24 protein-coding genes are annotated in these 23,227 nt (G+C 61.0%); 12 read left to right on the top strand and 12 right to left on the bottom strand.

All coding sequences use genetic code 11. The features are described from left to right. Window positions 1–410 precede the first annotated feature (410 nt). The 3 genes from QMX98_RS18810 to QMX98_RS18800 all read right to left on the bottom strand — a co-directional run bounded on the left by QMX98_RS18810 (window position 411) and on the right by QMX98_RS18800 (window position 2,271). A complete protein-coding gene (locus QMX98_RS18810) occupies window positions 411–1,199 on the bottom strand; it encodes a MipA/OmpV family protein (RefSeq protein WP_282411223.1) in 789 nt (262 codons plus the stop codon). Between the two features lie 102 nt (window positions 1,200–1,301). After that, on the bottom strand, window positions 1,302–1,790 hold the full coding sequence (locus QMX98_RS18805; RefSeq protein ID WP_010459717.1) for a GFA family protein: 489 nt from the start codon (window positions 1,788–1,790) through the stop codon (window positions 1,302–1,304). Window positions 1,791–1,836: 46 nt separating this feature from the next. Next, window positions 1,837–2,271, bottom strand: a complete 435-nt coding sequence (locus QMX98_RS18800; RefSeq protein ID WP_282411222.1) for a PaaI family thioesterase — start codon at window positions 2,269–2,271, stop codon at window positions 1,837–1,839. A 229-nt stretch (window positions 2,272–2,500) separates the two neighbouring features. On the opposite strand from QMX98_RS18800, the gene QMX98_RS18795 reads away from it, so the two are divergent. From QMX98_RS18795 to QMX98_RS18785, 3 genes are all read left to right on the top strand, one after another. Further along, window positions 2,501–3,385, top strand: coding sequence for a LysR substrate-binding domain-containing protein (locus QMX98_RS18795; RefSeq protein WP_077750496.1), 885 nt, complete (start codon window positions 2,501–2,503; stop codon window positions 3,383–3,385). A 100-nt stretch (window positions 3,386–3,485) separates the two neighbouring features. Continuing rightward, window positions 3,486–4,610 (top strand): agmatine deiminase, encoded by a 1,125-nt coding sequence (aguA, locus tag QMX98_RS18790; protein WP_077750492.1) that lies wholly within the window; start codon window positions 3,486–3,488, stop codon window positions 4,608–4,610. A gap of 2 nt (window positions 4,611–4,612) precedes the next feature. Beyond that, a complete protein-coding gene (locus QMX98_RS18785; RefSeq protein ID WP_010459725.1) occupies window positions 4,613–5,710 on the top strand; it encodes an extracellular solute-binding protein in 1,098 nt (365 codons plus the stop codon). Between the two features lie 125 nt (window positions 5,711–5,835). Here the strand turns inward: QMX98_RS18785 and QMX98_RS18780 are convergent, their stop codons facing one another. From QMX98_RS18780 to QMX98_RS18755, 6 genes are all read right to left on the bottom strand, one after another. Continuing rightward, a complete protein-coding gene (locus tag QMX98_RS18780; RefSeq protein ID WP_282411221.1) occupies window positions 5,836–6,453 on the bottom strand; it encodes a DNA-3-methyladenine glycosylase in 618 nt (205 codons plus the stop codon). 5 nt (window positions 6,454–6,458) lie between these two features. Beyond that, window positions 6,459–7,262: an isocitrate lyase/phosphoenolpyruvate mutase family protein gene (locus tag QMX98_RS18775; protein WP_282411220.1), complete on the bottom strand. Its 804-nt coding sequence runs from the start codon at window positions 7,260–7,262 to the stop codon at window positions 6,459–6,461. A 40-nt stretch (window positions 7,263–7,302) separates the two neighbouring features. After that, complete coding sequence (locus QMX98_RS18770; protein WP_042932115.1) at window positions 7,303–8,385, bottom strand: bifunctional transcriptional activator/DNA repair protein Ada; 1,083 nt, start codon at window positions 8,383–8,385, stop codon at window positions 7,303–7,305. A gap of 228 nt (window positions 8,386–8,613) precedes the next feature. Then, entirely contained in the window at window positions 8,614–9,654 is a 1,041-nt protein-coding gene (locus QMX98_RS18765; protein WP_282411219.1) for a DMT family transporter, read from the bottom strand. Window positions 9,655–9,727: 73 nt separating this feature from the next. Next, a complete protein-coding gene (locus QMX98_RS18760; protein ID WP_282411218.1) occupies window positions 9,728–10,348 on the bottom strand; it encodes a LysE family translocator in 621 nt (206 codons plus the stop codon). A gap of 582 nt (window positions 10,349–10,930) precedes the next feature. Continuing rightward, a complete protein-coding gene (locus QMX98_RS18755; protein ID WP_145310194.1) occupies window positions 10,931–11,827 on the bottom strand; it encodes a DMT family transporter in 897 nt (298 codons plus the stop codon). Window positions 11,828–11,918: 91 nt separating this feature from the next. On the opposite strand from QMX98_RS18755, the gene QMX98_RS18750 reads away from it, so the two are divergent. The 5 genes from QMX98_RS18750 (at window position 11,919) to QMX98_RS18730 (ending at window position 17,056) form a co-directional block, all read left to right on the top strand. Continuing rightward, window positions 11,919–13,250, top strand: a complete 1,332-nt coding sequence (locus QMX98_RS18750; RefSeq protein WP_010459742.1) for a PLP-dependent aminotransferase family protein — start codon at window positions 11,919–11,921, stop codon at window positions 13,248–13,250. 156 nt (window positions 13,251–13,406) lie between these two features. Continuing rightward, complete coding sequence (locus QMX98_RS18745) at window positions 13,407–14,378, top strand: tripartite tricarboxylate transporter substrate-binding protein (protein WP_154504460.1); 972 nt, start codon at window positions 13,407–13,409, stop codon at window positions 14,376–14,378. Then, on the top strand, window positions 14,375–14,869 hold the full coding sequence (locus QMX98_RS18740) for a tripartite tricarboxylate transporter TctB family protein (RefSeq protein ID WP_077750510.1): 495 nt from the start codon (window positions 14,375–14,377) through the stop codon (window positions 14,867–14,869). Before QMX98_RS18745 ends, QMX98_RS18740 begins: the two co-directional genes overlap by 4 nt. 14 nt (window positions 14,870–14,883) lie before the next feature. Beyond that, entirely contained in the window at window positions 14,884–16,392 is a 1,509-nt protein-coding gene (locus QMX98_RS18735) for a tripartite tricarboxylate transporter permease (RefSeq protein WP_010459748.1), read from the top strand. A 76-nt stretch (window positions 16,393–16,468) separates the two neighbouring features. After that, the gene (locus QMX98_RS18730) at window positions 16,469–17,056 is read left to right on the top strand and encodes a LysE family translocator (RefSeq protein WP_010459750.1); all 588 of its coding nucleotides are present in this window, start codon (window positions 16,469–16,471) and stop codon (window positions 17,054–17,056) included. A 67-nt stretch (window positions 17,057–17,123) separates the two neighbouring features. Here QMX98_RS18730 and QMX98_RS18725 read toward each other — a convergent pair whose 3' ends face one another. Together QMX98_RS18725 and QMX98_RS18720 are read right to left on the bottom strand one after the other, a co-directional pair. Further along, window positions 17,124–17,957 carry an AraC family transcriptional regulator gene (locus tag QMX98_RS18725; RefSeq protein WP_282411217.1) on the bottom strand — a complete coding sequence of 278 codons (834 nt, stop codon included), beginning with the start codon at window positions 17,955–17,957 and terminating at the stop codon, window positions 17,124–17,126. A gap of 35 nt (window positions 17,958–17,992) precedes the next feature. Further along, on the bottom strand, window positions 17,993–18,490 hold the full coding sequence (locus QMX98_RS18720; protein WP_282411216.1) for a VOC family protein: 498 nt from the start codon (window positions 18,488–18,490) through the stop codon (window positions 17,993–17,995). Between the two features lie 248 nt (window positions 18,491–18,738). Between QMX98_RS18720 and QMX98_RS18715 the strand changes: the two genes are divergently transcribed. The 3 genes from QMX98_RS18715 to QMX98_RS18705 all read left to right on the top strand — a co-directional run bounded on the left by QMX98_RS18715 (window position 18,739) and on the right by QMX98_RS18705 (window position 21,197). Next, on the top strand, window positions 18,739–19,647 hold the full coding sequence (locus QMX98_RS18715) for a hypothetical protein (RefSeq protein WP_282411215.1): 909 nt from the start codon (window positions 18,739–18,741) through the stop codon (window positions 19,645–19,647). A 147-nt stretch (window positions 19,648–19,794) separates the two neighbouring features. Continuing rightward, window positions 19,795–20,043 carry a transmembrane sensor/regulator PpyR gene (locus QMX98_RS18710; RefSeq protein ID WP_221109338.1) on the top strand — a complete coding sequence of 83 codons (249 nt, stop codon included), beginning with the start codon at window positions 19,795–19,797 and terminating at the stop codon, window positions 20,041–20,043. Further along, a complete protein-coding gene (locus QMX98_RS18705; RefSeq protein WP_221109339.1) occupies window positions 20,043–21,197 on the top strand; it encodes an NnrS family protein in 1,155 nt (384 codons plus the stop codon). Before QMX98_RS18710 ends, QMX98_RS18705 begins: the two co-directional genes overlap by 1 nt. Here QMX98_RS18705 and QMX98_RS18700 read toward each other — a convergent pair. Beyond that, on the bottom strand, window positions 21,194–22,111 hold the full coding sequence (locus QMX98_RS18700; protein ID WP_282411214.1) for a LysR family transcriptional regulator: 918 nt from the start codon (window positions 22,109–22,111) through the stop codon (window positions 21,194–21,196). The genes QMX98_RS18705 and QMX98_RS18700 overlap by 4 nt on opposite strands. Window positions 22,112–22,224: 113 nt before the next feature. Between QMX98_RS18700 and QMX98_RS18695 the strand changes: the two genes are divergently transcribed. After that, the gene (locus QMX98_RS18695; RefSeq protein ID WP_282411213.1) at window positions 22,225–23,070 is read left to right on the top strand and encodes an oxidoreductase; all 846 of its coding nucleotides are present in this window, start codon (window positions 22,225–22,227) and stop codon (window positions 23,068–23,070) included. Window positions 23,071–23,227 lie beyond the last annotated feature (157 nt).

The following is a 23,227-nucleotide window of genomic DNA, read 5'->3' as shown; positions in this document are numbered from 1 at the left end:
AGCAGGCTCACTCCCACAGGGGAATGCATTCCAAGTGTAGGAGTGAGCCTGCTCGCGATGGCTCCATCCGCACCACCGAAGAGCTAAAAGGCTTACACCACCTGCCCACCCACCGAAGTCTCCCACAGGGGAATGCATTCCAAGTGTAGGAGCGAGCCTGCTCGCGACGAGACCATCCGCAACACCGAAGCGCTAAAAGGTGTACACCACCTGCCCAGCCACCGAAGTCTCCCACAGGGGAATGCATTCCAAGTGTAGGAGTGAGCCTGCTCGCGATGGCTCCATCCGCAACACCGAAGAGCTAAAAAGCGTACACCACCTGCCCACCCACCAAAGTCTCCCACAGGGGAATGCATTCCAAGTGTGGGAGCGAGCCTGCTCGCGATGGGGCCATCCGCACCACCGAAGAGCTAAAAGGTGTACACGACCTGCCCAGCCAAAGAGGTCTGCATTCGCCGCTCGACAATCGGACTGTCGGCTGCATCACCTGCCAGATACTGCGCGGCCAGCACCGTCGACACACTCCACTGATCATCAATCGGCATCGACCAGCTCAACTCCGCCCCTCGACTCACCAACCCTCCGCGAGTGTCATGCGCCCTGAACCGGCTGCGCGAAGCCTGCGCCGCACTGACGCCATACCAGGTGCGCACGTAATGGCTGTCGCCAAACTGACTGTTCAGGCTGCCCACGACCTTGCCATAGTCGCCCTCATAAAACGGCGCGCTGATGCTCAGCTTCAGCCGATTCCAGGATGAACCGGTGTCGTGATCGTCATCGTCCTTTTCCAGCGCATGCTCGAACTCGGCACCGAGAATGATCGGGCCCATGTGGTAAGTCCCGTCCAGACCCAACGCCGGCCGCGACTTGATCGAGCCCATGCCGTTGAGCTCGTCCGAGCCTTTGAACCCGCTCTTGCGATCCTTGCGCACATCGCTCGCGCCGATGTACACGCTCAGGCCGAAGTCGTCCTCATCAAAAGCCCAGCCCAAACCCTTTTCCGTGTCCAGAAAGAGGCCATAGGGGCTGATAACCTTGGCGCCCAGCAGCGGCGCCACTACGCGCTCGTCGCTGCCGCTGTACCGCGGCACGCTGGCGGCACCGGCGCGCAAGGTGTATTGCCAGTCTTCAGCGCGTAATGAGTCGGTGGGAAGCAGCAGGCAAAACGAAGTCAACGACAGACACATCGAACGTAACATGGGAGCACCCGAGGGGAGGTTGGATGCGCCCATGCTAGGCGGCCGCCGGGCGGCAATCTTTGAGAGCTTTGTCGGGAAACTGTCAAAGACTGTGAAGCGGCTTTAGCGGCTCAAACCCAGGCGTTCATGCCATTGGGCGATGGACTCCTCGGGGTAGACGTCGAATTGCTGGTCGGCAGGATGCGCCTCGACTTCCACCCACGGCGCCTTGGAGCCGAGCATCAAGTGCGTGTGTTCCGGTGGCACCGGCAATGGCGTGTCGATGGCCGAGGCAAACGGGTGGATCAGCTCCGGCCACTCAGGGCTGAACAGCCACAAACCTGACCCGCAAAGGCTGCAGAAATGCCGTTCGGCGCTGCTGCTGTGGGCGCGTTTGTCGCCTTCGTCCTTGAGTCGTGCATGATAAATCGCGATGTGCTTGCGGCCGCGGACTTTCAGGCTGGCGGCATCACCGGCAATATTGATCGAGTAACCGCCACCGCCCTGAGTCTTGCGGCAGATCGAGCAATAGCAGCGCTGATAAGGGTAGGGGTGGGCGCTGGTCAAACTGAACGACACAGCGCTGCAATGGCAGGAACCTTCGAGCTGCATGGGAACCTCCGACAAGGGTTGGGTTTACCCCAGACAGCCTAGACCGTCAGCGGACGTCGACCGGCACCAGAATTGCATCACCGGTCGCCACCAGTTTCAGCTGGTCGCCGGTTTGCGCGAACAACTCGGCGCGGGCAAACACCTGCTTTTTGCCGGCCTTCACCACCCGGCCCCTCGCGATGAACACTTCGCCAATGGCGGGTGCCAGGCAGTTGACCGAAAAATGTGAAGCCAGCACGTTGCCGGCAACCGTCCCGGCGGCGAATCCGCAGGCCGTGTCGAGCAGCGCGCCGATCAGGCCGGCGTGCAGAAAGCCTGCGTATTGCGCCATGTCGGCCTCGCGAAAAGCCAGGGTCAGCTCGGCTTCACCGCTCGCGGCTGCGGTCACTTCGAAGCCTGCCCAGCGGTTGAAGGCTGAGGTTGAATTGATGTGTTTGAGTACGTCGAGCATGTCGAATCCCTCCGGTTGAGACACCAACATGCGCCGGGTTCCGGGGGAAGTCATGGTGGATAAGGGAGGGTGATGGGCTGCAGAATCTGTGGTGAATGTCCTGGCCTCATCGCGAGCCGGCTCGCTCTCACAGTTGATCTGTGTCGTTCACAAATCCCCTGTGGGAGCGGGCTTGCCCGCGAAGAACGATAACGCGCACCCGCTGGACGCCCACTCATGACCAAGGCAGCATGGCGACTTCATCAAAGGGGCTGAACTCATGCGACGATTGCCTTCCCTGGCAGCACTCAGAACCTTCGAATGCGCCGCCCGCCACGCGCATTTCGGCCGGGCCGCCGCCGAGCTGTGCGTCACCGACAGCGCCGTCAGCCATCAGATCCGTCAGCTCGAAGAGCACTTGGGCGTCTCTTTGTTCATCCGCGAAGGTCGGCAAATCCGCCCGACCATGGCCGCGGGGCGATTGATGCAAAGCCTGCAGCACGCCTTCGAACTGATCGGCGAGGCCTGCGATGAATTGCGCGACCCGTCGTCGTTGGCGGTGTTGCGCCTGGCGGTCACCGCCGAGCTGGCGCAAAAGTGGCTGATGAGTCGGCTCACGGACTTCTACGCGCGCTATCCGCACATCACGCTGCACCTCTACGAACAACCGATCGACGCCACGGCGCCGGGGGAGGACATCGACCTGGCGATCACGTATGGAACGGGCCCGGTCGACAGCAGCGCGTACTTCGTCCGTCCCTTGCCGGCGTTGCAATTTTTCCCGGTGTGCAGCCCCGGCCTCTTCAACCAAGGCACCCTGAAAACCCCGAAGGACCTGGCGCGCCATTGCCTGCTGCACGACGATCAGGACGGCAAGACCTGGACCGCCTGGCTCACCAGTCATGCCGGCGATCAGCGTCCCGAACGCCAACTGTATTTCGCCCACGCGGGCCTGGCGCTGGAAGCGGCGGCGCAAGGGCAGGGCGTGGCCATGGGCGACAATCTGACGGCTCAGGAAGACTTGCTCAGCGGTCGTCTGGTCCGGCCATTCACCGCCAGCATGACCGCGCTCGGGCAATATGCACTGGTGTGTGAGCGGGTGCGTCTGGAGCGTCCGGCCGTGGCGCAGATGCTGGAGTGGTTCAACGATCAACTGATCGATTGATGAGTTGAATTCAAGTATTCCGAAATAATCATCGTTGGCGAGGAGGGCACCGACGACCTTAGCCTGTGGTCATTCCAATCCCCGCTGATGAGGTCTGACCATGGCACGTTTGCTCGATTCCACCCCGAAACTCGACGGCTTCCGCCTGCCCGGCGAATTCGAAACCAAGGCCGGTTGCTGGCTCGGCTGGCCGGAACGTACCGACGTCTGGCGCAACGGTGCCAAGCCTGCGCAGAAAGTCTGGGTGCAGATCGTCACCGCCATTGCCCAGAGCGAACCCGTGACGGTGTGTGCTTCCGCCGCCCAGTTCGCCACCGCTCGCCGCCAGTTGCCGCCTGAGGTTCGCGTGGTGGAAATGACCTGCAACGACACCTGGTTCCGCGACAGTGGCCCGTGCTTTGTGGTCAACGACGACAGCGGTGAAGTGCGCGGCGTCGACTTCGAGTTCAACGCCTATGGCGGTCTCGACGGCGGGTTGTACTACCCGTGGGACAAGGACGATCAGATCGCCAGCAAGATCCTCGAAATCGAGCGTTTCGACCGTTATCGCGCGCCGTTGATTGCCGAGATGGGCGGGATCCAGAGTGACGGCCAGGGCAGCATCCTCACCACCGAGCAATGCCTGCTCAACCGCAATCGCAACCAACATCTGGGCAAGGAAGAAGTGACCCGTCGCCTGACCGATTACCTCGGTGCCGAGCAAATCATCTGGCTGCCACGGGGTTGCAAGTTCGACGAAACCGACGGCCACGTCGACGATCTCGCCTGCTTCGTGCGCCCCGGCGAAGTGGTGCTGCAATGGACCGATAATCGCGATGACCCGCAGTGGGAAATCTATCAAGAGGCCTACGACATTTTGCGCAGCACCCGCGACAGCCGTGGCCGCGAGTTGATCGTGCACAAGCTGCCGCAACCGGATGTGCTGGAGTGGACCGCTGAAGAAGCCGAAGGCCTGGACCAGCAAGACAGCACCCATACCCGTCAGGCCGGGACCCAAATCTGCGCGTCGTACATCAACTACTACGCCGGCAACAGCTCGATCGTGGTGCCGCTGTTTGGTGATCGCAACGATCAGGCGGCGCAGGCGACGCTGGCCGAATTGTTCCCGCAGCACACAATTGTCGGCATCGAAAACTCCCGGGAAATCCTCCTCGGTGGCGGCAACGTCGCGTGCATCACCATGCCGCAATACGCCGCCCCCGCCAATAACAGGAAGGGAGTTTAATCATGGGCCTGCACAAACTGACTCAAGCGTTATTGCTGGTGCTTGCACCCATGTGTGTGCAGGCCGCCGACACCGCGAAACCGGTGGTGAACCTGTACATCTGGGGCGAATACCTGGCCCCGGATACCCTGGCCAATTTCGAGAAGAAAACCGGCATCCATGTGGTGGTCGATCACTTCGACTCCCTTGAAACTGCCGAGACCAAACTGCTGACCGGCCGCAGCGGTTATGACCTGGTGCTGACGGCGGGGCAGCACCTGTCCCGGGCGATCCAGAGCGGGGCGATTCAAACACTGAACCTGCAACGGCTGCCGCACTTTGCTGGCGTCGGCGAAGAATTCCGCCAGCACATGGCGGCGTTCGATCCGGGCAATCGTTATGCCGGGATCTACGCCTGGGGCACTACCGGGGTCGGCTATCAGGAAGAGGCGATCAAACAGCGTTTGCCCGATGCGCCACGGGACAGCTGGGCGATGCTGTTCGACCCGGCCGTGGTGTCGAAATTTGCCGATTGCGGGGTCAGTCTGCTCAACGACCCGAACGAGGTGTTTGCCGCGGTCATGAAGTACATGGGCCTGGACATCAACCGCCAGAACCTCGATGACCTGAAACTGGCCGAACAACAATTGGCGAAGATCCGGCCGTACATCCGCTACTTCGACAATGACCTGAACATCAGCGACCTGGCCAACGGCAATACCTGCGTGGCGATGTCGTGGAACGGCAACGTGGCCATCGCGGCCGGGCAGGCCGAGGCGGCGAACAAACCGTTCAAGCTCAGTTACCGGATACCGAAGGAGGGCACGTTGATCTGGTTTGACGCCATGGTCATTCCCAAGGATGCACCGCACCCCGAGGCTGGGCTGGCGTTGATGGATTACCTGATGACACCCGAAGTGATTGCGCCGATCACGGACACCATTCACTACGCCAATGCGATTACGGCGGCGGACGGGTTGATTGATCCGGCGATTCGTAACGATCCAGGGACGTATCCGTCGGCGCAGGTGAGGGCTTCGTTGTATAGCAAGAATGACAATGGCAAGGCGTTCAACCGGGCGCTGATTCGGGCGTTCAGTCGGTTGAAATCCGGGTTGTGATTGGCTTTGGGTGATGGGGTGAGTGTGAAATCGCCATCGCGAGCAGGCTCGCTCCCACAGGGGTTTTGTGAACACTCGAGCTCCAGTGTGGGAGCCAGCCTGCTGGCGATGAACGATGACGCGGTCTACTTGCCGGTCATCCGCCACAAATACCACGAAGCCACCGTCCGATACGGGCTCCACGCCAAGCCGATCTCAACCATCTGCTTGCGCGTCGGCTGCACCTCAAGACCCTTCAGCCGGCGATACCCCTCACGCACCCCAAAGTCATCCGCCGGCAAAATATCCGGGCGCTCCAGGCTGTAGATCAGCAGCATCTCAACCGTCCAGCGCCCAACCCCGCGCAAGGTGATCAACCGCTCAATCAGCGCCTCATCGTCCATCGCCAAAGCCGTTGCGTAATCTGGCACCACACCGTCCAAAGACGCCTGCGCAATCCCCTGAATGGTCGCAATCTTGCCCCCGGAAAACCCGCAGCTGCGCAGCGGATCAAAGCCTGTTGCCAGAATCTTCTCGGGCCTTGGAAACGTCGTCGCCGGAAACAACGCCAGCAGCCGGCCGATAATCGCATCCCCGGCCTTGGCGTGCAGTTGCTGATAGGCAATCGCCCGCACCAGCGATTCATAGGGATCGCGAGCTGCGTGGGGCTCATGCAGGCAGGGGCCAACGGCGGCGATGTGGCGCCGCCAGTCGTCATCGATTGATGACAGAAACCCGGTCGCGGGCAGATAGGGATCGGGCATGGCGATCAAGCGTTCCCGGCAGGTTTCAGCAGGGCATTGATTTCCCCATACGTGAAGGCCTTGAGGTGGCTGCTGTCGAGTTTGCCAGTTTCCAGAAAACCTTTGGCCAGGGACGCCATGGCGCCATACAGGAATTCGGCGATGCCCGAGCCGGCACTCAGGCGTCGCACGCCGAGTGCTTGCAACGCTTCAGGCGATGGCAACCCCGGCAACCCGAGCACATTCACCGGCAGCGGTGTGCCCTGGCACAGCGCAGCTATTTCATACTCCGCCGTGACGCCCGCCGCAAACAGCCCGTCAGCCCCCGCCGCCTGATACAACGCGGCGCGCTTGAGCGTTTCGGCGACGCGGTCTTCGGCAGGCACCAGGCCCCTTAAGTACACGTCGGTGCGGGCATTGATGAACAGCTTCACCTTGCGCCGACCGGCCACCTGCCGGGCGACTTCGATCTTGCGCGCCAGCAGCTCTGGCGCAGTGGCACCGTCCTCGATATTGATCCCCACCGCACCGGCCGCGATTACCGCATCAACGACTTCGGCCACCCGCGTCAGGTCGTCGGAATAACCGGCCTCGATGTCGACGGTCAACGGCACCGAGATCACCCGGGCGATGGACTCGACGGTCGATATCAGGCGTTCGAGGGGCAGGGCATTGCCGTCCGCATATCCATGCGCCCAGGCCACCGCCGCGCTGCTGGTGGCCACGGCCTTGCAGCCCAGTTGCTCGACGATGCGCGCCCCGGTGGCGTCGGCGACGTTGGTCAGAATCAACAAGCCGTCGTGGTGCAGTTGATGAAATCGAGTGTCCATCGAATGTCGTTCCTTATGACGTTTGCAGAAAATCAGGGGATCAGAAGGCGAGTTGTCCGGTCAGCTGCACCGCGGCTTTTTCCAGCCGGAGCAAAAACGCCTTGCGCGGTTGCCCTCCACCATAGCCCGTCAACGAGCCGTCTGCACCGATCACCCGGTGGCAGGGCAATACAATCGAAAGACGGTTCTGCCCGTTGGCCAGGCCCACGGCGCGACTGGCGCCGGGCTTGCCCAGTGTTGCGGCGATGGTGCCGTAGGTGCTGGTCTGGCCGTAGGGGATCTTCGCCAGTTCAGCCCAGACCTGCCGCGCAAATTCGCTGCCGGGCAAGTGCAGTGCAACGGTGAATTCAGTGAGTTTTCCGGCGAAATACTGGGTCAGCTCGGCTTCAATCTGCTGCAAATGGGCGTTGTGTCCCGGCGCCACGGCATAGCCGTAACGCTTCTGCAGTTCTTCGACTTCCCGGGTCAGTGCCGGTCGATCCAGAAACTCTAGCAGCACCAGCCCACGGCGTTCGGCCATGGCGATCATCGGCCCAAGCGGTGTGGTCAGGCGCGTGAACAGCAGCGGCTCGCTGTTGGCCGCGCGGCCCGGCGTGATGTGAAAGGATTTTTGAAACGCATCGCGAAAACCGCTCAGGGATTCGTAGCCCGAGTCAAACGCCGCATTGTCGATGGAGTCGCCCTGTTTGATACCGCCCAACGCCATCCCCAGGCGTCGGGTGCGCAGCCAGGCGTGGAAGGTCATGCCGAAATGCTGCTTGAACCAGCGGCGCAGTTTCAGCGGCTCGATGCCCTCTGCCAATAACTGGGCATCGGTCCAGCGTAGGTCGGGATCGTTGTCCACCGACTTGAGCAGCCCCTGCACCCAGTCCGGCGCAATGGCCGCGGCGTCCAGCGGTTTGCAGCGCAGGCAAGCGCGATAGCCCGCCGACATGCACTCATCGGCGTGGGCGAAGAACTCGACGTTCTCCGGCTTGGGCTTGCGCGCCGTGCAACTGGGGCGGCAGAAGATTCCGGTGGTCTTCACGGCAGTAAAGAACACCCCCTCGTAGGCGGTGTCTCGTTCGAGCATGGCGCGAACCATCTCGGCGTGGGGCGGAAGCAAAGCGTTTTGTAGGTTCATGGGCTGAGCATAAGGCCCGTTGGGCGACGTCTCCACCGGAAAATCGACAGGGAATTTCGCTGACTCGTTACAGGGGGGGCGATGCGGTCCCATTCGATTTTCGGTTCGACGTGCGGTGCCATGCACCCGCGACGGGCCGGCCAGTCGCAATGGCTTTTGTGCCGGCGAATTCCGAAGAGTCTTTGTTATAGACAGGCTCGCGACCAAAACCAACGCACTTTCCCCCTGCTAATGCTTGTGTCGGTGATGGATGTCCGGAAAGTGTGGATGGCTGTGGCGGATCGGCGTGTGCTGATGTTCGTGGCTGTGCGGCTCGGTCCCGTCCCACTCGAACGAATGCTCATGTTGATGATGCTCGTCATGCACGTGCCGATGGCCATGGGTGAGTGCCACGTGCTGATGCTCATGGGCATGATGCTCCCTGAGATGTATCCAGACGCCCAGGGCCATCAGCAACGATGCGATCCAGAACGTCAGGGAAACCGTCTCACCGAACAGCAGGAGGGCGATGGCGGCTCCGAGAAAAGGCGCCGTGGAAAAGTAGGCGCCCGTGCGTGCAGTGCCCAGCCCGCGCAACGCCAGCACGAACAACACCAGGCTGATGCCGTAGCCGAGGAAGCCGACGATCAGCGTCGGTCCGATTACCGTGATGTGCGGCAGTTTTGCCCCCAGCATCAACGCCAGCGAGCAGTTCACCAACCCTGCGGCCAGCCCCTTGATCCCGGCGATGAACACGGCATCCGAGGCCGACACCTTGCGCGTGAGGTTGTTATCGATCGCCCAACAGGCGCAGGCCAGTGCGACCGCCAGTGGCCCGATCCAGCCTTGTGGCTGAGCCGAATCGTGCGGCCACGCCAGGAGCAATCCACCCGCGACAATGGCCAGCATCCCGGCGACGATGCGTCGGTCTGCATTTTCCTTGAACACGACCCACGCCAACACGGCAGTCAGTACCGCTTCGAGGTTGAGCATCAGCGAGGCCGTGGCGCCGGAGGTCAGGGTCAAACCAAACATCAGCGCCACCGGCCCCAGCACGCCGCCAAACACGATGGCACCGATCAGCCAGGGCCATTCAGACGCTTTCAGGCCGCTGGGCTGCCAGCCCCGGTCGCGGATCAGCCTGACGAGGGTCAAGCCCAGCCCGCTGCCCAGATACAGCAATCCAGCCAGCAGGATCGGCGAGAGGTCCAGGCCCAACACCTTGGCCAGCGGCGTACTCGCCCCAAACAGCGCGGCTGCGCTCAGGGCATAGACAACGTTCAGGTTCATTCGAGGCTCGGCGAGTATTGATTAGTGATGCAGCGCAGTTTGAACCTGCGCTGCATCCCGTCAACCCCTGGAATCAGGCCCGACGCGCCATCAGCAGCACCGAAGCCGCCGCCGACAACAACCCCGCGCAGCAACGGTTGAATAGCCGCTTGCCCCGGGGCTCGGCAAACCAGCGGCGCATGTGCAGGCCCATGTAGGCGTAGGCGCTGATGGCGATCCATTCCAGCATCAGGAACAACGCGCCGAGCAGCGCAAACTGTGGCGTCACGGCGCGGGTCGGGTCGACGAACTGGGGCAGGAATGCAGTGAAGATCAGGATCGCCTTGGGGTTGCCGGCCGCCACCAGAAACTCCTGTCGCGCCAACGCCAACACACCGACCGCCGCACCCGTCGAGGCTTTTTCGACCCCAGGATCGGCGCGCCACAATTGCCATGCGAGGTAAAACAGATACGCCGCGCCAACGATCTTGATGCCGTAGAACAGCAACTCGGACGTTTGCAGCACCACCGCCAACCCGGCCGACGCCAGGGCAATCATCCCGGCAAACGCCAGCAACCGCCCGATCCCCGCCACGCAGGAGATGCGGTAGCCGTAGCGGGTCGAGTTGCTGACCGATAGCAGATTGTTCGGGCCCGGCGCCATGTTCAGGGCGAAGCAGGCGGGGATAAACAGCGTGAGCGTGGCGAGGTCCATGACAGGTCTCCGGTAACGAGAGCGGTATTTTTATCATGGCCGGCGGGGGCTTTCCCCGTACAGCGGTGGACGCAAGTCGCCGTACACTTTTGTTGTTTGTCTAGAGTGCGCGCCCGTTCATTCAACATGATTTGCGGGTGCTTGTTTAAAACCCGTCGGGTTTACTTCCTGAAAGCTACAAATCCTTGCGCCGTTGCCTACGGCTACGCCAGAATCCGCCGGCTTGTGTGCTGTAGACCTTGATTCTATTGTTTCCGTGCCGCTGAACACTCAGCGGTCGGGCTTGGAAACTCGACGGGTAAACGACACGAAGGCACCTCTTCATAACGTATTTTTTCGCACTAAGTGCGTTGCGTTATGGCGGCTGTGCGTGGGAGACCTTATAGGTCTGCCGGGCTCGTTTACCCTGGTTTTCCAACCTGCGTACAGCTGCCACCTTTATTCGTTTGACCGCGAATGGCTCCACTAATAAAGGAGCAACGGCCCGCGACGTTTTAAACCCGAAGAAAACCCCCAGTGGTCTGCCGATCACTGGGGGGGTGTTGACCACAAGACCGGCCGGTTTCGCCGGGCACCGTCGGTCTACCTCGCAAACCTCCTCGCACCCACCACACACAAAATCACCGCAACAGTAACTCCGAGCATGCCGAGACTAACCTGCTCGTGAAGCAGCGTAGCCGCCAGCGCCAATCCAAAAAACGGCTGTAGCAGCTGCAGCTGCCCAACGGCTGCAATCCCCCCTTGGGCCAATCCGCGATACCAGAATACGAAGCCGATCAGCATGCTGAAGAGCGACACATACGCCAGGCTCAACCAGGCCGGCGCGCTGATGCCCGAGAACGAAGAGGGCGTCAGCCACCAGGTCAGTGGCGCCACGATCGGCAGCGACACTACCAGCGCCCAGGAAATCACCTGCCAGCCGCCCAGGGTTTTGGAAAGCTTCGCCCCTTCGGCATAACCGAGGCCGCAGGCAAGAATGGCCAGTAGCATCAGGATGTCGCCGGCCGGCGAAGCGGTGAGTCCCTGGGAAACGGCGAACCCGACCACCAGTAAACTGCCCAGGACCGAGAAGAACCAAAAGGCCGGCCGGGGACGTTCGCCACCGCGCAACACCCCGAATGCGGCGGTCGCGAGCGGCAACATGCCGACGAAGACAATGGAGTGCGCGGACGTCACATATTGAAGCGCCAGCGCCGTCAGCAGCGGAAACCCGACCACCACGCCCAGCGCGACGATGACCAAGGGCAGCATCTGGTGGCGCGCAGGGCGCTTTTCCTTGAACAGCCACAACATGCACAGCGCCAGCACGCCGGCGATGGTGGCTCGGGCGACGGTCAGAAAGACCGGCTCGAATTCCAGGACGGCCACCCGTGTCGCGGGCAGCGAACCGCTGAAGATCAGGACGCCGATGAGTCCATTGATCAACCCGCTGGTGTTCTTTTCCACGGTCTGGTTTTGCAGCTTCGATGTGCGTTCCATTTGGCGTCCACTCAAGGGGCGGGGTTGCGTTCAGCGCATCGTATGACCGACTATCGATACAATCAAAAAATTGTCATGGATACATTTCCCTATGCCTCGCTCCCGGTACAAGTCGCTGGTGGACGCCTTCGCAGCCGATATCCGCTCAGGGCGTTTGCCGCCCGGTACGCGCCTGCCGACTCATCGTTTGCTCGCCGCCAGCCATGGCTTGGCCTTGGTCACTGCCAGTCGGGTCTATGCAGAGCTGGAGGCCATGGGCCTCGTCAGTGGCGAAACGGGGCGCGGGACTTTCGTCCGGGAGACTTCGCTGCCGCCCAGCCTGGGCATTCATCAGCCCAGCGTGGCGGCGGGGATGATCGACCTCAACTTCAACTATCCCTCGGTACCGGGGCAGGCCGATCTGCTGCGCAATGCCTTGCGTCAGCTCGCATTGTCCGGTGACCTGGAATCCCATCTGCGCTATCAACCGCACGCGGGGCGCCTGCATGAGCGGGCATCAGTCGCGCGCCATCTGGAGGTGCGCGGGCTGACGGTACAGGCCGAGCAGGTGTTGCTCGTCAGTGGCGCGCAGCATGGTTTGACGGTGGCGTTGATGGCGCTGCTGCAACCGGGTGACGTGATCGCGGCCGACGCCTTGACCTATCCAGGGTTCAAGGTGCTGGCTGAAACGCTGCATCTGGAAGTCGTGCCTATTCCCGGGACCGATACCGGGCCGGATCTGGAGGCGCTGGAAAAGCTCTGCCGGAGCCGATCGGTGCGAGCCGTCTACACCATGCCGACGCTGCACAATCCGCTGGGATGGGTGATGGCCGCCGATCAGCGTGAACGCCTGGTGGCGATTGCGCGCCAGCATGACCTGCACATCATCGAGGACGCTGCCTACGCGTTCCTGGCCGAAGACTCGCTGCCGCCGCTCGCGCAACTGGCCCCCGAAAGAACGGTGTACGTTTCAGGCTTTTCCAAGAGCGTCGCCACCGGCCTGCGCGTCGGATTCGTCGCTGCGCCCCTGCAAACCGTGCCCGCACTGGAGCGCACGATCAGGGCGACTACCTGGAATACCCCCGGGGTGATGACGGCGATTGCGTGTGCGTGGATCGATGACGGCACCGTCAGCCAGCTCGAAGCGCAAAAACGTGCAGACGCACAGGCCCGCCAGGCCGTGGCCGATCAGCACCTGGCCGGCCTGCACTTCGTGCGCCATCCATCCTCCTACTTTATCTGGCTGCCCTTGTCGGAAGACGCACGAGCCGACCAGATTGCCATGGCATTGATGCGCGAGCAGGTGGCGGTATCGACCGCCGAACCGTTTGCGACTTCTGTCCATGTGCCCCACGCAATCCGCCTGGCGCTGGGTTCGGTGGATTTGGGCGCACTTGCCGTGGCACTGGAGAAAGTGAAGCGGGTGGTGGGGGCGTACACGTAGCGAAGTCATTGCCCGGGTGTGATCACTTCGCTAGCCACACACCCATAACCACAACCATGACCTACGCTTGTTCACAGACGCATGTTCAGAGAGCAGGGTTTGCTCCTGAGCGCGATTCAATCGGCACCCCACAAAAATAATATCGGGAGAGTCCCTATGCTTGCCTTGCTCCGTCGATCAAGCCGCTTCATGGCAATTGCCGTCACCGCTGCCGCGCTCGCGGCACCGGCGTTTGCGCTGGACACCGTCAAGTTCATGGCCCCTGGCTCGGTCGGTGGCGGCTATGACCAGACCGCACGGGATCTGGGCAAAGCCCTGGTCGAGGCCAAGGCGGCCAAATCCGTCACCTTCGAGAACAAGGGCGGCGCTGGCGGTACGCTCGGGCTGGCGCAATTTGCCAACAGCACCAAGGGCGACCCGAATGCGCTGCTGGTGGTCGGGGCGATCATGGTCGCAGGTATTGAACAGAACAAACCGCAAATCACCTTGAAGGACGTGACACCGATTGCCCGGCTGTTCACCGAATACAACGTCATTGCCGTACGCAAGGAGTCCGAGTTCAAAACCCTGGAGGACTTGCTCAAAGCCTTCAAGGACAAACCCTCCAGCATCACGTGGGGCGGGGGGTCCAAGGGGTCGATTGATCACATCGGGATCGCCGACCTGGCCGGCAAAATGGGAATCCCCGTCAACAAGGTGAACTACGTGGCGTTCGCGGGTGGGGGCGAAGTGGTGGCGCAGGTACTCGGAGGCCAGATCAAGGTGATCACCGGAGGTTATGCCGAACTGGGCCAATACATCCGCAATGGCCAGTTCCGGGTGCTCGCCATCGGCGCGCCCGAGCGCATTGCCGGCATCGACGCGCCAACGCTCAAAGAGAGTGGCTACGACGTGATAATCGGCAACTGGCGCGGTGTTTACGGTGCCGCGGGCCTCACACCCGAGCAGCGCAAGGAAGTGACGGACGCCGTGCTGGCCGCCGCCGCCAGCGATGGCTGGAAAGCCAATGTCGAGACCAATAAATGGGCGCCCAACCTTCTGACCGGCGATGAGTTCGGCAAATTCGTCGACGAAGAACACGTGCGGTTGCGTGCGATGCTGGTCGAGGTCGGGTTGATTGCGAAATGAACCCGACTCGTAGAATCCTGCCGGTGCAACTGGCGATCGGCCTCGGTGTGGTCGCCATCAGTACAGTGTTGGCGCTCGGCGCCAACCGCTTTCCTGAGGAAATGGGTTTCGTCATCCTTGGCGCTCACGTCTATCCCTACGCATTAGCAGTGTTCCTCGGTGTGGTCGGTCTGTTGCTGTGTTATCAGGCCGTCACCGGTGGTTTTCGCGAATTGGCCGATCACGAAGACGAGTCTGCCAAGGCACTGCCCGGGGGCAAACTCGGGGCTGCCTGGGTGACCGCGGGCCTGGTGGGCGTGGCAGTGCTGATCAACCTCATCGGGTTCGTGCTGTCGGCGGGGTTGTTGTTCGCCTGTTCGGCCCGGGGGTTTGGCAGTCGTCGCCCGGTGCGCGACCTCGCCATCGGCATTGCCCTGACGCTGCCGATTTACTGGCTGTTCAACGCCGGGCTCGGCGTGTCCCTTCCGCCCCTGATCAACGCCTGGATCTGAGGAGGTAAAGCACGGTGGATATTCTCTCAAGCCTGGCCATCGGTTTCGCCGCCGCGCTGACCCCGATCAATCTGATGTGGGGATTCATCGGCTGCCTGCTCGGCACGGCCATCGGTGTGTTGCCGGGGATCGGACCGGCGCTGACCGTTGCGCTGCTGTTGCCGATCACGGCCAAGGTCGACCCCACGGGGGCGCTGATCATGTTCGCCGGGATCTATTACGGCGCTCAGTTCGGCGGCTCGACCACGTCCATCCTGCTCAATACCCCCGGGGAATCGTCGTCCATGGTCACGGCCCTGGAAGGCAACCTCATGGCCCGAAACGGACGGGCAGGGCCGGCCCTGGCGACGGCGGCTATCGGGTCGTTTGTCGCCGGCACCATCGCGACGGTCCTGCTCACCTTGTTTGCGCCCATCGTTGCCACGTTGGCGCTGAAGTTTGGTCCGGCGGAATATTTTGCGATTCTGGTGCTGTCCTTCACGACGGTGTCGGCAGTGCTCGGCGCTTCGATGCTGCGGGGTTTCGTCTCGCTGGGGATTGGCTTGACGATTGGCTTGATCGGCCTGGATTCGACCTCGGGCATTGCCCGCTACACCCTGGGCGTGCCGGAGTTGGTGGATGGCATTGAAGTCGTGCTCGTGGCAGTCGGTTTGTTTGCCGTGGGCGAGGCGCTGTACAGCTTGCTGTATCAAAAAGAAGAAGCGTCCGGTCGGCACCGGTTGACGTCTTTGTGGATGACGCGCGCCGACTGGAAGCGCTCGATTCCCGCCTGGCTGCGGGGCACTCTGATCGGTTTTCCTTTCGGCTCCATTCCAGCCGGTGGCGCTGAAATCCCGACCTTCTTGTCCTATTCGGCCGAACGCAAACTGAGCAAGTTTCCCAAAGAGTTTGCAGGCAGCAAGGGCGAGGGTGCCATCGAAGGCGTTGCCGGCCCCGAGGCCGCCAACAATGCCAGCGCGACCGGTTCCCTGGTGCCGCTGCTGACGCTGGGCATTCCGACTTCCGCCACGGCTGCAATCCTGTTGGCCGCGTTCCAGAACTACAACCTGCAACCGGGGCCGATGCTGTTCCAGACCTCGGGTGATCTGGTCTGGACCCTTGTCGCCTCGCTGTACATCGGCAACGTCATCCTGCTGGTGTTGAACCTGCCGTTGGTGGGGTTGTGGGTCAAGTTGTTGCAGATTCCCCGACCGTACCTGAACGCCGGCATTCTGGTGTTTGCCACCATTGGTGTATACGGCATGCGCCACTCTTCGTTCGACTTGCTGCTGATGCTGGCAATCGGTTGGGGCGGGGTGCTGATGCGGCGCTTCGATTTCCCTGTCGCGCCGGTGATCGTGGGCATGCTGCTGGGGCCGATGGCCGAAAAACAGCTGCGCAACGCGTTGTCCATCAGCGAAGGTGACTGGATGATCTTTCTGACGCAACCTATCGCCGCGTCGTTCCTCGCGCTGACCCTGTTGGTGTTGATCGTGCCTCATCTGCTGCACGCTCGGGGCATCAAGTTGCATGAGGATGATTAGGCAGTTTTCTTCAATACGCAGGGCAGGGCGCTCAGTACCTTGGGCGCTGGTTTTCCTGAATTGAAGAAGGTGTGCGATGAGTCTGATTATCTCCATGGCCACATTTGCCCTGGTGGCGTCGATAACGCCGGGGCCGGTCAACATTGTCGCGTTGAGTTCGGGGGCGCAGTTCGGCTTTCGCGCCAGTCAGCGGCATGTGGCCGGGGCCACGTTGGGCTTTGTGTTATTGCTGGTGTTGATGGGCCTGGGGCTGCATGAGGTGTTGCGCATCTGGCCCGCGCTGACACAGGTGGTGCAACTGGCGGGCGTGGCGTTTTTGTTGTTCATGGCCTGGAAGCTTGCGGCAGACGATGGTCGCATCGACGCCAAAGAGTCGCGCCGGGCACCGTCGATGCTGTATGGCGCGGTGATGCAATGGCTTAACCCGAAAGCCTGGCTGGCGTGTGTGGCGGGCATGGGCGCCTTCGTCGCGGACGGCGAGGCGCGGTTGGTCTGGCAGTTTGCAGCGGTGTATCTGGTGATTTGCTACGTGTCGGTGGGGTGCTGGGCGTATGCCGGAACTTTCCTGCAGGGCTATCTGAATAACCCTGCAGGCATGCGCTTGTTTAACCGCGTCATGGCGCTATTGCTGGGGGCGAGTGCCGTGTATCTGCTGGTTTCCTAGCCCCCGGGTCACTCACCTCAATCGAGACCGGGCAGCAAACTGAACTCATTTTTTATCAATGGTGTGCTTAGCCTCGATACTGTCCCGGTGTCGCTGCCAGATGCTGTTTGAATACCCGCTGGAAATGCGCCTGATCGGCAAATCCCGCTTCCAGTGCTACCTCCGCAATCAACTTGCCATTGCGCAGTTGATCACGGGCGAACTGGATACGCCGGTTGACCAGAAAGGCATGAGGCGTCATGCCGTAATGGTGCTTGAAGGCGCGAATCAGGTAGGACGGAGACAGTTGAGCCGCGTCGCAAATATCCTCGAGCTTGAGTGGGTGTGTGCAGTTGTCACGAATGTAGTCGGCGGCCCGTTCCAGCTTGAAATTGGGTTCGCGCAACGCTTGATCGACCGGGTTTAGCCGCTGTTGCACATCGGTAAAAAACTCCACCGCCGTACTGTGTTTGCACAACACGTCCTGCCAGGGATCAACCAGTATTTCGTACAAGCTGTTGAGGCCGTCGAACAGGTTGCCATCGCGGGTGTGGGTGACGGAAAACCGCCTGAAGGCGGAGTCCTGGCTGAAGCCGAGCTGACGCTGCAAATCGGTCAGCCAGGGCGTTTCGACGTACAGCATCAAGTATGACCACGGCTGGTCGTCGATCGGATTGCAGGCATGGACATCATCAGGGTTCATCAACACCACGGTGCCGGCGCTGACCTGGAACTGCGCTTGCTCATGAAGGTAAGTACTGCGCCCGGCGGTGATCGCACCGATGGAAAAGTGCTCGTGGGAATGCCGGGTATAGCAGACCTCGCGGCCGTCGGCGATGGAACGGGCCTCGATGAAGGGCAGGGCATCGTCACGCCAGAAGCGGGGTGCTGTGTCAGCGTCTTTGGCAACGGTGTGCTTCATCGTCAGTGTCCTCGGCAGGCCAGCAACGGAGTGTATTAGCTCTCGCCGTCAAAGGCTCGTCGCAACGCGGCAATGTCGAGCTTTTTCATCTGCATCATGGCTTGCATGGCGCGTTGGGATTTCTTCGTGTCGGGGTCTTTGAGCATGTCCATCATGGCGACCGGCACGATCTGCCAGGACAAGCCGAACTTGTCCTTGACCCAACCGCACTGCTCGTTCTGCGGATGGGCGGAAAGCGAGCCCCAGAAATAGTCGACTTCTTCCTGGGTCTGGCAGTTGACCTGAAACGAAATCGCTTCGCTGAACGTGAACACCGGGCCGCCATTGAGGCCTGTCATGGGCTGCCCGTCGAGTTCGAAGCTGACCGTCATCACAGAGCCTTCGGGCATGCCATGAACCTCCTGGCCGGCCTTGCCGTAGTGAGTGATGGCAGTGATTTTCGAATGATCGAAGATCGAACAGTAAAACTTCGCTGCGTCTTCGGCCTGATTGTCGAACCAGAGGCAGGGCGTCAGTTTTTGCACGCGTTGCATGATGAAGCTCCTCTACGGGTGATTCATGCTGGATTATCAGCGTAGCCAGCTTGTAGTCGATTGGCTGGACCGTAGATCGACAAATGGCGATCGTTGACGCCTCATCGATTGCCTGAGTGGCGCCCTTCAGGTTTGATAAGGTGATGTGCAGCAGTTTACGGGTGGTGGGGTTCACCACGGCTATCAGGCAAGGAGCGGAGAATGGACGGTAATTCAAGCAAGGAAACCAAGGGCGCGATGCCAGCGGATTGCAAAGAAGGGCGCAGCTGGATCTGGCCCGGGGTATTAATCACCGTGACGATTGTTGCTATCTGGTTCTGGGGTGGCTATCACAAATTCATTACCCATGGGGCGAGCTCAGCACGGATTCAAAGGCCGACACGTTCAGTGGCCTGAATGCGCTTTTTGCGGGACTGGCCTTCTGCGGTTTGATTTTTACCATCCTCTACCAGATCAAGGAGGCCAAGGCGACGCGCAAGGAGATCCAGGAATCAGCTGAGGCCAATGGGAAGATGGCAGAAGCCAGTGTGCTCATGACCCGCCATGCTCAACAGAGTGCAATTCTGGAACTCTTCAAGACGTACTGCAGCGATTACTTCCAGGAGGTCCGGGATTGCTCGATGAGCGTGTTGATTCCTTGTGTGGCGAGTAAGGAATATTGCGATTTTGTGGTTAGCCGGTTTTTTGTGGCGGACCAATTGCCTTACCCCGAGCAGGGATGGATCAAGATCGAGACGGCGAAGGCCAATCACGGTAAAACCCATGAACAGTTCAGGGAAAAAGAGTTGAGCAACAGGAACAAGCTGGATGAACTGGTGAGTTTTTTCAGCCTGTTGGCGTGGCAGGAAAGTTCGAAGGAAATGCTGACTCGCCTGGATTTTTCCTACTCCTGGTGGCGCCCCCTGTTATGGATGATTGCCATACGGCAAGAGCAGTGGATCGACACCCATGACGAAGTACCCAAATACATGACACCGCGCAATTTCAGTGAGGTACTGCGCAGGCTTGACGCCATTTATGGACTGGCGCCTTTCAAGTCTGACAGGGACTTTTGGTTGTATTTTGTCGGGCATCCCAAGATAAAAGCGTATGGCCTGGATGATGCCTACAAACGATTGCTCAAGGTTGAGCCGGGTCATCAAAAGATGTTGTCATAACGACCAGTAAGGTGTCTTTATGACTGCCTTTAAATAGGGTCTTAATGACCCCTTCGACTCTATCTGATTGATTCGCATGGTGTTCAGGATTGGCTCGAATGTTGAATTGAAACCCGTACAACTGAACTGCTTCAGGAGTACGGAAAAATGTTCGATTTCTTCAGCAATCCTCAGAACGTTCTGCACCTGTCCAGTCGTGTGCTCGGTGCTGGCCTGGCGCTGCTTTTGGCGGGCATCTACGGCGCTTACCTCTACGACGGCCATCTGCCCATCGTGGTGCTGGTGACGATGCATGCCATGACTATTCTCGGGCCGACTTTGCTCAAGATCGGCTACGTCATGCGCCTGCTGGCTCAGCATCGCTTGGGCACAGGTCTGGCCAGGGCGGTGGTCTGATGCGCAGACTCGCCGCTGCGCCCCTCTTCAGTCTCGGGTTTCGACCGTTCTTTCTGGCAGGCGCCGGGTTCGCCGCGATCGCGGTGGCGATCTGGGCGCTTTGGTTGTACGGGCGACTGCCGGGCGCGCAGCCTGTTGGCGGGATGTTGGCCTGGCACCGGCATGAAATGCCGTTCGGTTTTGCCACGGCAATCATCGCCGGTTTCCTGTTGACCGCAGTGCCCAACTGGACAGGGCGCCCAGGCCTTGACGGCTGGCCCTTGATGGGGCTGGTGCTGGTCTGGCTGCTGGCGCGACTGGCCTGGTTGCTGCCCATTTCCGATAGCCTGTTGCTAGCCTCGCAAGTGCCTTTTCTCCCACTGCTGGCCTGGGCGATCGGACGGGATCTGGTGGCCGCCGGCAAGCGCGACAACTACCCGATTCTGCTGGTCATCACGTTGATGGCCAGCTGTCAGGCCATGACGCTGTGGGGCATCGCGATCGATGACGCGGGCCTGCAACGGCGTGGCGTGTTGGCCGCGTTGTGGCTGGTGGCGGCGCTGATGACGGTGATTGGCGGCCGAGTCATACCCTTTTTCATCCAGCGTGGCTTGAGCCGTCCTGTAGCACCCGCTGCGCACGCGTGGCCAACCAGAGTGTTGTTGCTGAGCAGCCTGGTCGCGGCGATGTCCTTTGCGGGCGGCTTGAACGATGTGCTCAGACCTTGGCTGGTCGGGTTATTTCTGCTGATGGGCGCGTTGCACCTGCAACGGCTGTGGCGCTGGCATGATCGGGGTATCTGGCGCGTGCCGTTGCTCTGGTCGCTGTACCTCGCTTATGCCTGGCTGGTGGTTGCCGCGCTGGCGATGGCGTTGTGGCACGCGGGATTGATGCCACAACAAAGTCTGGCCACGCACGCCTTGGCGGTCGGCGGAATCGGCGGGTTGATTCTGGCGATGATTGCACGGGTCAGCCTGGGTCATACCGGGCGACTGTTGCAGCCGTCAAACCTCGTGGTGCTGGGGTTTGCCTTGCTGGTGATCGCCGGCGCGAGCCGGGTGTTTCTGGTACCGTTTTCCGGGTGGGGGCTGGGGCTCTCGGCGCTGCTGTGGAGCGGCGCTTTCGGCCTGTTTCTCATGCACTACACCGGCATCCTGTTGAGGCCGAGACTCTAATGCCCGAGGCCGCCGCGATCAGCGATCCACTGCGTGGCCATGTCGATGAAGGCGCGCAGTTTCGGTTGAGTCTGGGTACGGCTGGGGAAGTACAGGTATAACCCCGAACTCAGCGGCACAAACGGCTGCAGCACTCGCTCCAGCTGACCGTTCGCCAGCTCGTCGATGATCTCCAGGTTGCAGGCGTAAGCTAATCCGAGCCCGTTTCGGGCGGCGCTGATCAGTAGCTTGCGATCATTGACGAGCACGCCACTCTCGACGCCCACCGTGAAGTCTCGCCCCTCGCGGCGAAACTCCCAGCGATGCGCGCTGCCGGAGCTGGCGAAGCGGAAGCCGATGCACGCATGCCGGGTCAGCTCTTCCGGGCTGAGCGGTTTGCCGGCCTTGGCGAAGTACGCTGGCGAACCCACCACCGACCATTGCAGGTCCGGTGTCAGGCGCACGGCGATCATGTCTTTCTCGATGGACTCTCCCAGCCGGATCCCGGCATCGAAACCGCTTTCCATCAAGTCGACTGTGGCGTCGTCCAATGAAATGTCGAGGCTGACCTGCGGATAAGCCTGGCGAAACAGCGGCATCAGCGGCTCGATCAACAAGGCGCCGGACAGGCGTGGTGCGGTGATGCGCAACGTGCCCATCGGTTGGTCGCGAAAACCGCTGAGCACCGCCAGGGCTTCGTCGATTTCACTGGCCGCCGGACGCAAGCGAGCGAACAGGCTGGCGCCAGCCTCGGTCAACGCCACCCGGCGCGTAGTGCGCTGGAACAGCAACACGCCGGTGCGCCGCTCGAGCAGTTTGATCGCGTGGCTGACCGCCGTGGGCGTCACCGCCAACCGGGTGGCGGCGAGGGTGAAGCTTTTGTGCTCGGCCACCGCCAGAAACTCGGTCAAGCCATCGAAAGGATCACGATTCATATCGACGCCATTATGAAAGACAGTTTCATAGTGCTTGTAACACGAGGGTATTTTTCAGACCAATCTTCCTGCGTACCTTGTGCTTACCCCAACCCGAACAAGGAACTCGATTCATGACCACTTCCCACACCTTCAAACGTGTCTGGCTCATCACTGGCGCTTCGCGCGGTATCGGCGCCAGGATCGCGGCCGCTGCACTGGCCAATGGCGACGCCGTGGTGGCCACCGCCCGTGATGCCAGCAGCGTCACCCAACGTTTCGGCACTCAACCGGCGTTGCTCGCCGTGTCCCTGGATGTCACCAACGAAGCGCAAGGCGTTGCGGTCGCCAAGGCCGCCATCGAGCATTTCGGGCGCATCGATGTGTTGGTCAACAACGCCGGCTTTGGTTTGCTGGGCGCGGTGGAAGAAGCCAGCGCCGATGAAGTGCGCCGCGTGTACGAAACCAACGTCTTCGGTTTGCTGAACATCACTCGGGCCGTGTTGCCATACATGCGCGCCGCCCGCAGTGGGCATGTGATCAACCTGTCATCGGTGGGTGGTTACGCGTCGGGGCCGGGTTTTGGCGTCTATTGCTCGACCAAGTTTGCCGTCGAAGGCCTGAGCGAGGCGTTGCACGCCGAGTTGGCACCTGTGGGTGTCAAAGTCACCGTGGTTGAGCCTGGATACTTCCGGACCGAATTCCTCGAGGGTAACTCCCTGGTCGAATCCCCGTCGACGATTGCCGACTACGACAGCACGGCGGGTGAGGTGCGCAAAATTGCCAAGGCCGTGACCCTGAACCAGCCGGGCGACCCGGACAAGCTCGCCCAGGCCATGATTATCCTGGTGGAAGCAAAAAAGGCACCGCTGCGCTTGCCGCTGGGCAGTGATTGCGTCGCGGCGATCGAAGCCAAGAACGCCTTCGTTGCTGATCAGTTGCAGACGTGGCGCGAGGTGTCGGTGTCCACCGACTACTGATCGCAATCTTTGTGGCCAGGGAGCTGCTGTGGCGAGGGAGCTTGCTCCCGCTGGGCTGCGAAGCGGCCCCAAACCCTCCAAACCCGGTACATCAGAAAAACCGTGTTAGCTGGTTTTGCGACGGCTTCGCCGCCGAGCGGGAGCAAGCGCCCTCGCC

The organism is Pseudomonas sp. PS02303 (genome assembly GCF_029959925.1).
In the GTDB taxonomy this organism is placed as follows: Bacteria; Pseudomonadota; Gammaproteobacteria; order Pseudomonadales; family Pseudomonadaceae; genus Aquipseudomonas; species Aquipseudomonas mandelii.
The sequence above is the reverse complement of the archived record's forward strand: the minus strand, read 5'-3'. Positions and strand labels throughout refer to the sequence as shown.

What these genes read in the sequence shown, in the direction of transcription:
- QMX98_RS18810 (WP_282411223.1), bottom strand. Translation starts at nt 1,199, where the DNA reads ATGTTACGTTCGATGTGTCTGTCGTTGACTTCGTTTTGCCTGCTGCTT.
- QMX98_RS18805 (WP_010459717.1), bottom strand. Translation starts at nt 1,790, where the DNA reads ATGCAGCTCGAAGGTTCCTGCCATTGCAGCGCTGTGTCGTTCAGTTTG.
- QMX98_RS18800 (WP_282411222.1), bottom strand. Translation starts at nt 2,271, where the DNA reads ATGTTGGTGTCTCAACCGGAGGGATTCGACATGCTCGACGTACTCAAA.
- QMX98_RS18795 (WP_077750496.1), top strand. Translation starts at nt 2,501, where the DNA reads ATGCGACGATTGCCTTCCCTGGCAGCACTCAGAACCTTCGAATGCGCC.
- aguA (WP_077750492.1), top strand. Translation starts at nt 3,486, where the DNA reads ATGGCACGTTTGCTCGATTCCACCCCGAAACTCGACGGCTTCCGCCTG.
- QMX98_RS18785 (WP_010459725.1), top strand. Translation starts at nt 4,613, where the DNA reads ATGGGCCTGCACAAACTGACTCAAGCGTTATTGCTGGTGCTTGCACCC.
- QMX98_RS18780 (WP_282411221.1), bottom strand. Translation starts at nt 6,453, where the DNA reads ATGCCCGATCCCTATCTGCCCGCGACCGGGTTTCTGTCATCAATCGAT.
- QMX98_RS18775 (WP_282411220.1), bottom strand. Translation starts at nt 7,262, where the DNA reads ATGGACACTCGATTTCATCAACTGCACCACGACGGCTTGTTGATTCTG.
- QMX98_RS18770 (WP_042932115.1), bottom strand. Translation starts at nt 8,385, where the DNA reads ATGAACCTACAAAACGCTTTGCTTCCGCCCCACGCCGAGATGGTTCGC.
- QMX98_RS18765 (WP_282411219.1), bottom strand. Translation starts at nt 9,654, where the DNA reads ATGAACCTGAACGTTGTCTATGCCCTGAGCGCAGCCGCGCTGTTTGGG.
- QMX98_RS18760 (WP_282411218.1), bottom strand. Translation starts at nt 10,348, where the DNA reads ATGGACCTCGCCACGCTCACGCTGTTTATCCCCGCCTGCTTCGCCCTG.
- QMX98_RS18755 (WP_145310194.1), bottom strand. Translation starts at nt 11,827, where the DNA reads ATGGAACGCACATCGAAGCTGCAAAACCAGACCGTGGAAAAGAACACC.
- QMX98_RS18750 (WP_010459742.1), top strand. Translation starts at nt 11,919, where the DNA reads ATGCCTCGCTCCCGGTACAAGTCGCTGGTGGACGCCTTCGCAGCCGAT.
- QMX98_RS18745 (WP_154504460.1), top strand. Translation starts at nt 13,407, where the DNA reads ATGCTTGCCTTGCTCCGTCGATCAAGCCGCTTCATGGCAATTGCCGTC.
- QMX98_RS18740 (WP_077750510.1), top strand. Translation starts at nt 14,375, where the DNA reads ATGAACCCGACTCGTAGAATCCTGCCGGTGCAACTGGCGATCGGCCTC.
- QMX98_RS18730 (WP_010459750.1), top strand. Translation starts at nt 16,469, where the DNA reads ATGAGTCTGATTATCTCCATGGCCACATTTGCCCTGGTGGCGTCGATA.
- QMX98_RS18725 (WP_282411217.1), bottom strand. Translation starts at nt 17,957, where the DNA reads ATGAAGCACACCGTTGCCAAAGACGCTGACACAGCACCCCGCTTCTGG.
- QMX98_RS18720 (WP_282411216.1), bottom strand. Translation starts at nt 18,490, where the DNA reads ATGCAACGCGTGCAAAAACTGACGCCCTGCCTCTGGTTCGACAATCAG.
- QMX98_RS18710 (WP_221109338.1), top strand. Translation starts at nt 19,795, where the DNA reads ATGTTCGATTTCTTCAGCAATCCTCAGAACGTTCTGCACCTGTCCAGT.
- QMX98_RS18705 (WP_221109339.1), top strand. Translation starts at nt 20,043, where the DNA reads ATGCGCAGACTCGCCGCTGCGCCCCTCTTCAGTCTCGGGTTTCGACCG.
- QMX98_RS18700 (WP_282411214.1), bottom strand. Translation starts at nt 22,111, where the DNA reads ATGAATCGTGATCCTTTCGATGGCTTGACCGAGTTTCTGGCGGTGGCC.
- QMX98_RS18695 (WP_282411213.1), top strand. Translation starts at nt 22,225, where the DNA reads ATGACCACTTCCCACACCTTCAAACGTGTCTGGCTCATCACTGGCGCT.